This window comes from uncultured Sphingobacterium sp., from assembly GCF_964277905.1.
Taxonomy (GTDB): domain Bacteria; phylum Bacteroidota; class Bacteroidia; order Sphingobacteriales; family Sphingobacteriaceae; genus Sphingobacterium; species Sphingobacterium siyangense.
In genome coordinates, this window is record NZ_CAXYKD010000030.1 from 117,068 (window position 1) to 130,692 (window position 13,625).

Annotated in this window: 9 protein-coding genes; 4 read left to right on the top strand and 5 right to left on the bottom strand. The window is 39.1% G+C overall.

The annotated features are described in order from the left end of the window. Positions 1-149: 149 nt before the first annotated feature. A complete protein-coding gene (locus ACHWSC_RS14375) occupies positions 150-4,529 on the bottom strand; it encodes a translocation/assembly module TamB domain-containing protein (protein ID WP_394677227.1) in 4,380 nt (1,459 codons plus the stop codon). 52 nt (positions 4,530-4,581) lie between these two features. Between ACHWSC_RS14375 and tsaD the strand changes: the two genes are divergently transcribed. Beyond that, the gene (tsaD, locus tag ACHWSC_RS14380) at positions 4,582-5,583 is read left to right on the top strand and encodes a tRNA (adenosine(37)-N6)-threonylcarbamoyltransferase complex transferase subunit TsaD (RefSeq protein WP_120335337.1); all 1,002 of its coding nucleotides are present in this window, start codon (positions 4,582-4,584) and stop codon (positions 5,581-5,583) included. A gap of 69 nt (positions 5,584-5,652) precedes the next feature. Here tsaD and ACHWSC_RS14385 read toward each other — a convergent pair whose 3' ends face one another. Continuing rightward, positions 5,653-6,474, bottom strand: coding sequence for a hypothetical protein (locus ACHWSC_RS14385; RefSeq protein ID WP_145328206.1), 822 nt, complete (start codon positions 6,472-6,474; stop codon positions 5,653-5,655). Between the two features lie 72 nt (positions 6,475-6,546). Between ACHWSC_RS14385 and ACHWSC_RS14390 the strand changes: the two genes are divergently transcribed. Further along, positions 6,547-7,455: an energy transducer TonB gene (locus tag ACHWSC_RS14390; protein WP_394677228.1), complete on the top strand. Its 909-nt coding sequence runs from the start codon at positions 6,547-6,549 to the stop codon at positions 7,453-7,455. Positions 7,456-7,586: 131 nt separating this feature from the next. Further along, on the top strand, positions 7,587-8,093 hold the full coding sequence (locus tag ACHWSC_RS14395) for a hypothetical protein (protein WP_145328207.1): 507 nt from the start codon (positions 7,587-7,589) through the stop codon (positions 8,091-8,093). A gap of 189 nt (positions 8,094-8,282) precedes the next feature. On the opposite strand, the gene ACHWSC_RS14400 is transcribed toward ACHWSC_RS14395, so the two are convergent. The 3 genes from ACHWSC_RS14400 to aspS form a co-directional block, all read right to left on the bottom strand. Then, on the bottom strand, positions 8,283-9,419 hold the full coding sequence (locus tag ACHWSC_RS14400; RefSeq protein WP_394677229.1) for an acyltransferase: 1,137 nt from the start codon (positions 9,417-9,419) through the stop codon (positions 8,283-8,285). A 72-nt stretch (positions 9,420-9,491) separates the two neighbouring features. Then, positions 9,492-10,880: a LutB/LldF family L-lactate oxidation iron-sulfur protein gene (locus ACHWSC_RS14405; protein WP_070564924.1), complete on the bottom strand. Its 1,389-nt coding sequence runs from the start codon at positions 10,878-10,880 to the stop codon at positions 9,492-9,494. A gap of 96 nt (positions 10,881-10,976) precedes the next feature. Beyond that, positions 10,977-12,728 carry an aspartate--tRNA ligase gene (gene aspS, locus ACHWSC_RS14410; RefSeq protein ID WP_120335343.1) on the bottom strand — a complete coding sequence of 584 codons (1,752 nt, stop codon included), beginning with the start codon at positions 12,726-12,728 and terminating at the stop codon, positions 10,977-10,979. A gap of 435 nt (positions 12,729-13,163) precedes the next feature. On the opposite strand from aspS, the gene mraZ reads away from it, so the two are divergent. Further along, positions 13,164-13,625, top strand: coding sequence for a division/cell wall cluster transcriptional repressor MraZ (mraZ, locus tag ACHWSC_RS14415; protein ID WP_394677230.1), 462 nt, complete (start codon positions 13,164-13,166; stop codon positions 13,623-13,625).

The following is a 13,625-nucleotide window of genomic DNA, read 5'->3' on the forward strand; positions in this document are numbered from 1 at the left end:
TTGGGATAGGAGTTGGGCTGCCAGAATTGAAAGAGGTCTGCTGGAGTTGAAATGGTCCACTTGAGTTGAACGAGCTCAGCCAGAATTGAAAGAGGTCTGCTTGAGTTGGAAGAGGCCTGTTGAAATAGTAAAGGGTCTAAACGAAAACGTTAATTGACCTTGCTTTTCTTTGTTTCAGCAGGAGCTGTCGTAGTCGTCTTCTTGCCAAAAGGGAATAGCCTTTTCAAGAACTCCGAGAAGGTGTTGAATTCCTGCCGATAGAGTAGTCCGAAAGCACTAATATATTCGCCGTCATTGGGGCTAAGAAGAAAGTTACGTGTATTTAGGCGATTGGAAGCACGTAGGACCAAGCGTCCATCTTTTCTTAAATAAAACATAGCCTCGGCATCGGTTGAGACCCGATCTGAAAATACATTCAAATCCGTTAGAGCCTGACTTCTACGGTCGGAGATACCTCCCGTCAAAACAAGCCTGTCGTTGAATAGACGTAGTGAGGCAGATGCATCATTTAAAGATTTGATATTAATATCAAAGAAATTGATGTTAAGCGATTGGGCTATGATGTTGTTGATCTGGTTGAACGCTATTTCAGTTCCCGCAGATAACAAGGTATTGTTTACTTCTTTACCGAAGTCTGTTTGTGTACCAGGTGTAAAACTACGTCTCACGATGAGGCTAAGCGCTTGTTGATTGACATTGTTGGCATCGGAAAAGTATCCTTGTAGTTCATCCTTAACCCCGGGGTTTTGTGGAAAGTTGATATCAAACGTGATTTCCGGCTGACTTAACTGCCCTTTTAGGATCATGTCGGCCTGTGCCAATACACGCTCGGGGTTTTCTTCCCGGCCTGCGGCATTGTACAAAGGCGCTAAGCTTGTTCTTTGTTGGTAGATGGCATTGATATTAATATTCGCTTCGGTTGGGTTTCCTGCCCAACGTACGGTACCGCCCTCTTTGAGATCAAAAATCTTGTTGATGTAATCTTGGGCGGTGAAATTGAATTTTCCACTGTTTATGATAAAATCCCCAAACATTTCAAAATCTCCCAATGAAGATATCCGCATGTTGAGATTGCTGTTTCCCCTTCCTGATAATTCGCCCATACTGGAGAATAGATTTATTTCTGCATTCGGGTTGATCAAGAGGTCCATATTCATCGTCAGACCGTTGAAATCTCGTTTTTTAGCATTTTTCTTTGTTTTGGTCGAGTCTTTCTCAATAAAGTAGATAAAGTCGGTATCTGAGATTGTACTGGCGCTATTGAAAGGGATATTGATAACTGTATTTTCTTCGGATTTAGCACGGATATTGATGTTCATGGCCGAAGTTAATCCTTTAAACTGAAAAGTGCCCGAAGCGTAAGCAGTGCCATAATATACATTATTGTCCTTTATAGTGGTATTTAATACCAGGAAATTCTTCGTTTCTGCAGTTACATCGATATCGGGATCACTCAATTTGTTGAGATCTACAACGCCATCAATGGTTGCTACATTGTTTTTGGGATCGTATACTTTTAGCCCTGTGAGAAAAATTCGGTTATTGGTAACTGCAATTTCGTCAGAAAGGCGGTAGGGTGTTTTGAGGTAATTGATGACCATCGAAGCATTATCCAATTTTCCGGAACCTGTAATTTTGGGGTTCAGGATATCGCCTTCGATATCGAGGTCTGCATTGACCTTGCCCTGAATATTGGATACCAGGCTTCGTAAAAAGGGCTGGAAAACAAACACATCTGTGTTTACGAGTTTAGCTTTGAGATTAAGCTTATTGTTTTCACTTAAATGGTTATAGGAACCTTGTAACTGAATTAATTTATTTCCTTCCTCTATCTTGCTGTCTAGTTTTACCAGTTGATTCTCGGGGTCGTAGTTGGCACTCAGGGCTAGTGAGCCGATGGGAATATTGTTATAGAGGATAGGTGAAGTTTTTATATTGGCTACAACAAATGGAGCTTTGAATACAGAATTAACTTCAATATTTCCGTTTAAGTTGCCGGAGAGATTGATGCCATGTGGCTTGGTAATACCATTTAAGGATGTAAGATTAAAGTCCTGAAATTTGAGATTGATCTGATCACTGACTTCGTTGGACAGGATGCCATCGATGTGGACTTTTTGTTCGTCATGACTCAGTGTCAGTTTTTCAAAGTACCATTTTCCTTTCGATATTTTCAATTGTGCATCATTATTGACAAGCCATCGCTCTCTGTTGATTAAGATATTCGATGGGTAGAAATTGATATAGGCAGGTTTGGCATGGGCAAAGCGTATGACACCATTAAGATCCAGACTATTGCTTGCTTCAAGTTCCGACATTTTGATGTTAAATTGTAAACTGTCGTTTGCCAAGGTGTTTGAAATATTGACGTTTTTAATATAGGTACTGTCGGTAAAATTTATGCGATCGATGGAGGTCTGCAATTCCATATTCTTCAAATTGGCATTTTGATCGACAATCAGGTGAGTTAGCCGAATACCATTGTACTTGAATTCGGGTGCGTAAAAATTAAAACTAGCCGTTTGTTTTTCGCTTTCAAATTTTGCATTGAGCGTTGCTCCGCTGTCTAATGCGATATCCTTTCGAAAGAATGTTGCGATCGGCTTAAAAGAAGTGATATTAATATTCAGGTCAAAGTCCTGGCGATTAAAAATGTTGTTTTCAAACCCGATTGCGGGAGCGTAGCGCATGGCTAAAGCTTTAAAATAAGGAACAATTGTATTGAGGTCTATTCTTCCTTTGAGATCAATGTGTCCGATAGCTGACTGCAAGGTAAGGGAGCGTGCATTTTCATCTCCTTCGGCAAGGAAATTGATGTCGCGGATGACGAATTGGCCCTTAGAGGAAGTGAAATTGATACTGTCTGATTTAAATTCACCGGTAATATTATTGATGTTGTCCCCAATTAAACTGGTGTGGAATTTCGTGTTAATAATGTTGATGGAATCTCCCTGAAAGAAGTTGAGTTTTTTTAAATTAGCTTGTTGGATATCAGCATCCAGGTGATAGTTGGGTTTGACAGACCAATCGATATCTGTGGTAAACTGTAGTTTTAAATTTGGATCATATATTTGCCCTGAAGCAAGAATTAATTGTTTATCTGTATTTCCTTCAATTTGTATATGTTGATAACTGTAATTCTTGTAATTGAAATTACTGAGATCTCCTTTTATCTTTAGGCTCATTTTCTTAGGATCGGTACCTGTTCCGTCAACCTGTAAATTGAAGCCTGTTGCTCCCAGATCTTTTAATTTTGTTATCGTACCTACATCGAACTTTTTAGATTGAAAATTGCCCGCATATTTTATTTCCTTCTGGATATCCAGTAAGGCATCAGTCTCCACATTCCCGATCGCAGTCGTGAAAACTCCCTTTGTCTTAAATTTATTGTATAATCCATTTAGGCTGCCTTTGAATGAAAATTTGTCGAAGATCTGGACAATTTCAGGAAGTTTGAAATTTTTTAGATTTCCGAGATCTGTAATAACAGCATTTAAGTCTTTGTGCTCAGAAGAAATTGCTATACTGGGAACAATAAATTTAGTTTTGTCGATATCTGGTAGACCGATAATCTGAAGGTCACCTGCTAAACTCGTTTTTTTTCCGATTGTTAAATCGACCTGTGATGCGTTGATGGAAGATACAGTTCCTTCTAGATTTGCCCGCTTGATATTGACGTCAAATTTGACTTGGTGCATAGGCGAGGAAAAGAAAGCAATATCCTCAGAGTGAATACGGGAGTCCCGTGCACGAAGTTTTACATGAACTTTATTGATAAAGTCCGAAAAATCGTCAAAGCTGTTGTAGCTGAGTTTGATGTAATTTTTGAATGTAGAACGATTGGTGGCTAGCATAAGCTCACTGAGTTCGATGCTTGTATTGCTTACCTTCGTTTGGGCAAGAAGGCCTTTGATCTCTAAACCCTTCTTTTCGCGAAGATTGAATGTCTTGATGTTCGCTGAAATTTGATTAGAATCGATTTTTATCTTATCAAAATGGGCGTTAAGTTTGGAAATCCCTAAATCTCCAAAGTCGACCACTTTATTGTAATGTTTGCGTCTATGGTTAACATAGTTAAACGCATTGTTCTTAATAACAAGTTCCTTTATATCGAAGATGATTTTTTTTGAACTTTTCTTTTTTTCTTTCTTAGGCGGGTTAAAATAACGAATTAAGAATGACATATTTGAGCTATCCTGGAATTGCTCAAAAGTAGCTTGGGTATCCTCAATGGTTAGTTTGTTGATCACAATCTTGTTCAGTTCAATGAACTGAGAAAGGTTGACGTTGGCTTCTAACCTTCCTGATTTTAATATTTCTTTTCCCTCTGGACTATAGAGTTGAAAATCTTCTACTACAATAGATTTAAAAGGTTTGAAATAGATGCTTTTGAGGTTTATTTTAGTGTTTAGTTCGTTGGATAAATAGTCTACAGCTTTTTGTGCAACATAATTTTGTACCGGTTTCAACTGTAGTGATAACGCCAATGCAAGCAGTATAATGAATATACTACCAAGGACTATTGACACTATTTTAATTATTTTTTTGATACTTTTGTATTAAAATTTATTACCTCAAGCTATGGCTATTATTTTAGGGATTGAATCCTCTTGTGATGAAACCTCCGCTTCTATCTGTATTAACGGTGAAATTCATTCAAATGTTATTGCAACTCAGGCAATCCACGCAAAATATGGTGGAGTGATTCCCGAGCTCGCTTCACGTGCTCATCAACAAAATATTATTCCAACAGTGGAAGAAGCCATTCGTCAAGCAAAAGTAAGCAAAAATCAAATAGATGCAGTGAGTTTTACGCGGGGACCCGGATTATTAGGTGCACTTTTGGTGGGAACATCTTTTGCAAAATCATTTGCACTCGCACAGAATATTCCTTTAATTGATATAAACCATATGCAGGCGCATATCCTGGCTCATTTTATTGAGGATCCGAAGCCTAGTTTTCCGTTTTTATGTCTTACTGTGTCTGGTGGTCATACGCAAATTGTGTTGGTGAAAGATTATTTTGAAATGGAACTTTTGGGAGAAACATTGGATGACGCGGCAGGGGAGGCTTTTGATAAAACAGCTAAAATCCTGAATCTTCCTTATCCCGGTGGACCGCTCATCGATAAATTTGCAAAAGAAGGTAATCCGGCAGCTTATCGGCTTCCTGAACCACAGATCCCTGGTTTAAATTTTAGCTTTTCAGGATTGAAGACCGCGATATTATATTTGGTCCAAGATCAATTGAAGCAGAACCCGGATTTTCTGACCCACAATATGGCCGACTTATGTGCTAGCGTGCAATCCCGTATTGTATCAATCCTGCTGAATAAATTAAAGAAAGCGGCAAAGGAGACAGGGGTAAAGGATATTGCCATTGCAGGTGGCGTTTCGGCTAATTCTGGCCTGAGACAGAGCTTAATTGAAATGGGGGAGAAATACAAATGGCGGGTCTTCATACCAAAATTTGAATACTGTACGGATAATGCAGCGATGATTGCCATTGCGGGCTATCATAAATTTCTAAAGAAAGATTTTGTAGGTCAGGACGTCGCTCCTATGGCTAGGATGCACCTGTAGCAACTATTGAAATCTTGAGTTTCCCCGGGCACTGTCCTTTTGTACTGGGGAAACTTAAAATTCTTTATTTTATAAAGGGGAACTATACCCATAGGCCTGTGCCATAGAGGTAAATAAGTTTTTCTTCGGCTGGTAAAAGTTCAGTTCATACCCCTCAGCACCCCAAAAGATACTGATAAAACTAATTCCTTGCTCAGAACGCAATACTGTTAGTATCTGAAAAGCCTCGTTGTCAAACTGACCGCCATCATCAACACGCCAAGTGCTGATATCATCGTATAAAGCCGGGAAATCCAAATTGATCAGCTGTTCGTCCTTTGCGTAGGAAAATACAGCTAAAGCAGAATCTTGTTGATTTTCAAATACCGTAAGATTAAACTCAGACTGATCACTGAGGATGGCAACTGTCGTACTTTTATTAATCTTCCTATTGTATTTCTTCTCAAGCTGCTCCTTAATCGCTGAAGATGTTTCTTTTTGAACTTTTGTAAACTGCTCAATTTTGTACTGATCTAAAAAAGCCTTGTTGACAAGCATGCCAAATTCGCCTGATTTAATTGCGTCACTAATTTTAAATAACGAACCTTCACTATTCGCGAAGTTCTGCGCGGTCTGTCTTCCGTTACTCTCTTTGTTATCCATTTTATTCTGAACAAACTCAAGGGGGCTAACTTGGTTTTCCACAATGACATAATTATATTTTTCCGGACCCTCCATTGCTTGATCCATAGGAAGAGCGATTAGTGAGTCCTTTTGCTGGTTTAAAAAACCAAAATATGGCGAAATTGTCTCTTCCTTATTTTCATGCTTAATTGCAGTCTTGGATTGATTTTGATTGTTACCACAAGCATATAATGTAAGTAGAAAAATAGCTGAAAAAAGTGACTTCATAAGTATTTTGAATTTTTTTGTGAAATATAAGGCTTTCGCTCATCATAATGAAAAGATTTAAACTTTAATGTTATGATGAACTCTAAATTGAATATCTACTGCAAAGAATGGCTGGACGTTATTTTTGCTGGTCGTAACAAAATGTATGGTGCTTACGAGTTGCGAAATCTCTCTGATAAAGCAACAAATGTGGGTTTGGGAATTGTTGTTTCTTTTGCAGTTTTGCTGATCGCAGGATCCTATGCATATAATAAATATTTTAAGCAAACTGTTCCGCCCGTGATTTATACAGTACAAGATATTGGGCCCGACATGCTGGAAGAAATTCAAAAGAAGGTAGAGGAGAAAGAAGAGGTTCCTGAAGAACCTGTCATGATGAAGGAGAAAGCCCCGCAGCAGGTTGCCCAAGATGTATCCAAATTTGATCTGGTTAGAATGCCTGATATAAAAGTGGCGAAAGCAAATCAAGTTACGGAAGAACTTGTGAGTCAGGATGAGTTGAAAAATCCCAATACAATGACCTCAAGGATCACATTAAAAGCAAGTCCATCGGGAACATATATTGCGCGTGGTGAATTTGGTTCTTCAAAAAGAGATGGTGATATTACTGGTTCTAAAGATGGTTCATTATCCGGAGGCGGAACTGATGATAATTCTAACAGTACATTTACATCAGTAGAAATTATGCCAACACCTGTAGGGGGACTGCCTGCCTTTATGAAGTGGATCGCCGAGAATTATAACTTTCCACAACAGGCTTTGGATCAAGGGGTATCTGGTGTTATAGAAGTTTCTTTTGTCGTTGAAAAAGATGGATCACTGACAGATATTGCTGTTAAACGTGATATGAAATTTGGTACGGGAGATGCTGCTATAAACTTATTGAAGAAAGCGAAAAAATGGAAACCAGGGGTACAAAATGGACTTAAAGTGCGTGTAGCGTATACTTTACCGATCCGTTTAAGTGCTGTCTCACAATAAATGCTTCTTAACTTTATTTAACAGATCATCAATTAAACTTTCGATAGCCAAGAGCACTCTTACTGATAAATAAGCTGAAAAAGAGTACTTATTAAAAAGAATGATTGTTGGTTTTATAAAAAAATAAAGAAATGAAAAAGTTGATGTTAAGTTTGGCATTATCTGGATTGATGTTAGCCGGTTTCGCTCAAGAAAAAAAAGATGTTAAACCAGAAATGAAAGAAATGCAAACTTCCGTGCATAAACATAAAATGGGAAGAATGCGCGATGGTTTTAAAAATAAAACTCCAGAGGAAGTTGCTAAGATGAAAACTGATCGCATGGATCAAAAATTGAAATTTACAGATAAACAGCGTAAAGATATCTATGCCTTTAATTTGAAGCAAGCAAAAGACCATCAAAAAATGGCTGCTGAACGTCAGGAACATCGATCAAAAATGAAAAAACAACGTGTGGCAGAGCATGAAAAAATGATGGGAATGTTAACTCCAGAGCAACAAAAAACGTTAAAGGATTCCTACGCTGAAAATCGTAAAATGCACAAAGAACATTGGAAAAAAGACAGACAGCTAAAAAGAAAAGACTTTAAAAAAGGTGAAGTAACTAAAACAAATGAGGCAGACGTAAAAGCATCGTAAAAATTAAACAAGGATAGTTTTCATATTAAATATTGGTGAGTGTTAGTAGAGGAGGGAACCGTTGGTTCCCTCTTTCTTATTTATGTAAGCTCATGCTTAATACCTAAGCTCATCATTTGTTCGACGTGTTTTGTCTAGCTCAAAGGTTACACGATTGCAAAATGCTTCGGTATTCCCATCAGGATGCGCTTATTTGATAAACCTTCTTGTTATTGAATTACTATCCATCAGCTTGGTGATCAGAAAACTTAAGCTGAAACCTAAAATCGCTATGGAGAGGATTTTCAATGTGGCTGGAAGATTAGGAATAGGCAGGAAGATGTCTGTCAGTGCTTGAACAATGATAAAATGCGCTAAGTAAATACCAAAAGTGGCTGATGAAAGACGTTTTATCCATTTAGATTCGGGTATCTTCAGCTTTTGAACGACAAGAAAAATAGCAATGGTCATGAACGCTACGTTGATATTACAGAAATACCAGATAACCTCGAGATTGGCATAATTTCCTGGATAGTATTTTTGGGTCGCCAAGAAGCCAAAAAATGTGGCTAAAAATCCAACAATAAATAAAGGTAAGGCAATCGCTATGGTCTTGGTGATAGACCATTGAAAAGGATAGTTGACCAGATAATAAGCCAACACAATGTAACCCAGAAAACCTGAAAAATAGTAGAAGGTGCCAAATTCATTCCAGTTACAGACTCCCCAGATCCCCATTTGGTCATAGTTGCCCGCATATCCCAATGTTGGAGCTATCATTTTTATGTATGGAATGAGGAGTGTGACTATCCAGAATGCAAGAAAATATTGAATGTCTTTTTTTGTTGCCTGATTCAACCAGCTGCCAATGATAGGTATGATGAGGTATAGACCAATTAACATGTACATGTACCAAAGAGGGGTAGTATCGTAGTTAAAATTAAAGATTGCTGTATAAATTTTTGTAATCGTTGCTTGCATCGTAAAATTATTCATATCGATCAAAGCACTGGGACTACTTTTAATAAAGTTCAGGTATACAAAAAAAGCTATTGGCAATACAATTGACCAAAAGATAAGTGGGACAATTATTCTTCCGATTCTCTTTTTATAAAAGGTAGCCAGATCGGTTTTAACGGGAAATAGGAGTATACCTGACATCATCGCAAATAAGGGGACACAGGCGCGAACAATACTTCCCCAGAACACACCTTGGTGAAAGGTGCTGCTGTTGTCAAATGTTCCGACAAAGGCGTCGCAGCTATGGGATATGAGTACCATAAAGCAGGCAAGAATACGTAAGAAATCAATCCAGGGAAGATAAGTTTTTGTATTTTCAGAAGTCATTTGTATTGAGGTTTGGGAGCGAAGCTAACAAAAAAAGTGGCATTAGTTTGATCGTCTAATGCCACTTTTTTGTTATTCTTTATTTTTTTGATGTTCTTTCCATTGTTTGGAGAAAGATTTGTCGGCCAATTTGGGTAGTTCCCGTTGATCTCCCCAGGTTTTCTGAAAGAGTTTTTTGAGGAAGAAATTTTTGAATTTCCCACCAAAAAAATCGATTAGTTTTCTTCGCATTATCCCGTAGGTGAACCACTGCCATACTTTTTGTTCCGTTTTTGTTGCCAGCCCCTGATCAACTGAATCTTTTCTGTTGACGAGAAGCATGCGCTGTATGTCAATACCAACGGGGCAGACCTCTGTACATTTTCCACAGAGTGTGGAAGCGTAGCTTAGGTGTTTGAATTCTTTCATGCCATTTAAATGTGGCGATATGAGCGATCCAATTGGGCCCTGATAAGTCGTTTCATAGGTATGTCCACCGATGTTCTGGTAGATTGGACATACATTCAGACAGGCGCCACAACGGATGCAGTACAAACCCTGACGTTGTTCTTTTTGGGCTAATAGCTTGCTGCGGCCATTGTCAAGCAGTATAACATACATTTCTTCGGGGCCATCTGATTCATAAGGCTGTTTTGGCCCAGTGAGTAGCGTATTGTATACCGTTAGATTTTGACCCGTGCCATGTGTGGATAGGAGTGGCCAAAAGACTTCTAAATCTTGTACGTTGGGAATGATTTTTTCTATTCCAACGACGGCAATATGTGTTTTGGGGAAGGTCGATGTCAATCGGGCGTTTCCTTCATTTTCGGTAATTGCTATACTTCCAGTTTCGGCAATTAAGAAATTGGCTCCGGTAATCCCAATTTCTGCCGATAGGTAGCGATCTCGAAGTAATTCACGGGCCTTCATTGTAAGTTGCTCCGCAGACGCATCTAGCGGTGTGTCAAATTTCTCGTGAAAAAGCTTGGCGATATCTTCCAGGCTCAAATGCATGGCCGGCGTAACAAAATGATAAGGTTTTTGATCCAGCAGCTGAATGATATATTCGCCAAGATCAGTTTCTATGGCTTCAATATTTTTGGAGGCTAGAAAATGATTAAGCTCGATCTCTTCTGTCGCCATCGATTTTGACTTTACGACAGATTTTGCTTTTTTACGTGCAATGATCGAATAGATTTCGTCCAAGGCTTCCGTAGCATCATTGGCCCAGATTACTTTTCCGCCTCGAGCCGTGAAGTTTGCTTCAAATTGCAACAAATAGCGATCGAGATTTTCCATAACCTTCCATTTGATCAGGTTAGCTTTTATCTTGCTATTTTCAAGGTCCGCAAATTTGCTCTTGCCTTTTTCGAAAGCCATGCTGTATTTGTCGATATTGTAATTGATAATATCGCGGTGTTTGGTGTCAAATGCTTTTTGCGCACTTTCCTTAATAAACGTATTAGCGGTACTCTCTGCCATCTAATCTGCTAATTTTTCACAAAAAAAGTTGGTAAAAATTACCAACTTTTAAATATACTGTTAATAAATTGTTTCTCGAAAATCGAGTTAAATAATTTATGCTTTTATCGCAATATTTAAGCTTAGCTCGTCCAGCTGCTCCTGGTGAATGGTTGACGGTGCGTCAATCATAACATCTCTTCCCGAGTTGTTTTTTGGGAAGGCAATGACGTCACGGATAGAATCTAAACCTGCCAATAAGGATACTAGTCGGTCAAAACCAAAAGCCAATCCGCCATGTGGAGGAGCACCGAAGGTAAAGGCCTCCATAAGGAATCCAAATTGTTTTTTTGCTTCTTCAGGACTGAATCCTAAATGTTTGAACATGAGCGATTGAAGCTCTCTGTCATGGATACGGATTGATCCACCACCTACTTCTACACCGTTTAAAACAAAGTCATAGGCATTTGCCCTTACTTCTCCGGGATTGGTATCTAAAAGCGGTATATCTTCCGGTTTTGGTGAAGTGAATGGGTGGTGCATTGCATGGAAACGGCCACTTTCTTCGTCCCATTCCAATAGTGGGAAATCAACGACCCATAATGGAGCAAAGGTTTCTTTGTTGCGGAAACCAAGTTGTGACGCAACTTCAAGGCGTAATTCATTGAGTTGTTTGCGAACTTTGTCCGTTCCACCAGCCATAATTAACAGTAAGTCGCCAGGTTTCGCGTGGAACGCTTCTGCAATTGTGGACAGTTGTTCTGGCGTGAAAAATTTATCGACGGACGACTTGACTGAACCGTCTTCATTCACACGCGCATATACCAAGCCCGTTGCACCAATCTGTGGACGTTTGATAAAATCTGTCAATGCATCCAGTTGTTTTCTGGTATAATGCGCACAATTTTCCGCATTGATACCAACCACTAACTCTGCTGCATCAAATACAGGGAAACCTTTTCCTTTGGCAACCTCGTTTAGTTCAACAAACTGCATTCCGAAACGGATATCTGGTTTGTCTGATCCGTAAAGGCGCATCGCATCTGCGTAAGTCATACGCGGAACAGTACCTAAGTCGATACCTTTGATTGTTTTGAAGATATGTTTTGCAAGTCCTTCAAAGATATTTAGAACATCTTCCTGTTCTACAAAAGACATTTCACAGTCTATTTGCGTGAATTCTGGTTGACGGTCTGCACGCAAATCTTCATCACGAAAACATTTTACAATTTGAAAATAGCGATCAAAACCTGAAACCATCAATAATTGTTTGAAGGTCTGTGGGGATTGCGGTAACGCATAAAATTCTCCAGGATTCATACGGGAAGGTACGACAAAGTCGCGTGCTCCCTCTGGAGTTGATTTAATCAGGTATGGAGTTTCTACTTCCAGGAAGTTTTGGGAGTCAAGATAACGGCGTACCTCTTGTGAGGTCTTATGACGTAAAATAAGGTTTTCACGTACGGGGTTACGACGCAAATCCAGGTATCTGAACTTCATTCTGATGTCATCACCACCATCTGTTTCATCTTCTATTGTAAAAGGGGGTAATTTAGCGGCATTTAATATTTCAAGATTTGAAACCTTGATTTCAATGTCTCCAGTGGAGATTTTAGCATTTTTATTAGAGCGTTCGATAACTTCTCCGGTTACCTTGATGACATATTCTCTTCCGAGCTCACGGGCACTTGCGCGCAAGGAAGCATCATCATCTGCATTGAACGTTAATTGTGTGATACCATATCGGTCTCTAACATCGATGAAAGTCATACCGCCCAAATCGCGCGATTTTTGAACCCATCCACTTAGGGTAACCGTTTTCCCTAAGTCAGCTAGTGTTAATTCTCCACAAGTGTGTGTTCTGTGCATATCGTTATGAAAATTATATTTGACGCAAAATTATTGGTTTTACTCGACAATAACGAATTCTGTTTAGGTTATTTGAGTAGCGTTCTCCCACTTTCTTCCACATCTTTTCTTTCTGTTTTTGTTGTCTCCCACTTTTCCCCCTTTTGGGAGAAAAATTGGGTAAAATTAAATTTCTAAAGAGGAAATTTTTACAATTCATTTCTGATTTTGATAAAAAAAAGATCGAAAAATCGTGTCTCGTGTAATAGTTTGTTTTGCTGGTAAATTGGGGTTTAACTGCTTGTAAATAAGGTTTTATGTGTGTTTCATTCCAAGAGTACTTCTGTTTGTTGTAGCTATTTGTCGATGTGGAAAACTTTTTTATGTGATAAAGTGGGGGAAAGTGGGAGAAAGTGTATACTTTTACATTTAAATTAGAATAGGATAATTGACGACATGACTCAGTTGATCGGAGAATTCGAATGCAAGTTAGACGCCAAAGGAAGAATGGTGTTGCCAGCTGCGCTCAAGAGGCAAATGCCTCATGTAGAGCGGGATGGCCTTGTAGTGAATCGCGGTTTTGAGAAACATCTGGTATTTTATCCAAGAGAAGAGTGGGATTTGATGACGGCTAAGCTGGCGAAATTGAATCAATTCGATCCTAAAGTACGGGCGTTTGTTCGTGCTTTTACGCGTGGCGCTACGGAATTGGCATTGGATGCTGCGGGTCGTGTTTTGTTACCCAAAAGTTTGTTGGAATTTGCGGGTATAAGCACGGAATTGGTTTTGGCTTGTCAGTTTAATAAGATTGAGGTTTGGTCAAAAGAAGGATATGAGGAATTGATGGGTGATGGCGGAGTAGAGGATATATCATCTTTGGCGGCAGAGGTAATGGGGGATATTGATTTTGGACTATAA

Excerpts from the sequence above, each read along its gene's own strand:
- tsaD (WP_120335337.1), top strand. The coding sequence starts at position 4,582 with ATGGCTATTATTTTAGGGATTGAATCCTCTTGTGATGAAACCTCCGCT.
- ACHWSC_RS14385 (WP_145328206.1), bottom strand. The coding sequence starts at position 6,474 with ATGAAGTCACTTTTTTCAGCTATTTTTCTACTTACATTATATGCTTGT.
- ACHWSC_RS14390 (WP_394677228.1), top strand. The coding sequence starts at position 6,547 with ATGATGAACTCTAAATTGAATATCTACTGCAAAGAATGGCTGGACGTT.
- ACHWSC_RS14395 (WP_145328207.1), top strand. The coding sequence starts at position 7,587 with ATGAAAAAGTTGATGTTAAGTTTGGCATTATCTGGATTGATGTTAGCC.
- ACHWSC_RS14400 (WP_394677229.1), bottom strand. The coding sequence starts at position 9,419 with ATGACTTCTGAAAATACAAAAACTTATCTTCCCTGGATTGATTTCTTA.
- ACHWSC_RS14405 (WP_070564924.1), bottom strand. The coding sequence starts at position 10,880 with ATGGCAGAGAGTACCGCTAATACGTTTATTAAGGAAAGTGCGCAAAAA.
- aspS (WP_120335343.1), bottom strand. The coding sequence starts at position 12,728 with ATGCACAGAACACACACTTGTGGAGAATTAACACTAGCTGACTTAGGG.
- mraZ (WP_394677230.1), top strand. The coding sequence starts at position 13,164 with ATGACTCAGTTGATCGGAGAATTCGAATGCAAGTTAGACGCCAAAGGA.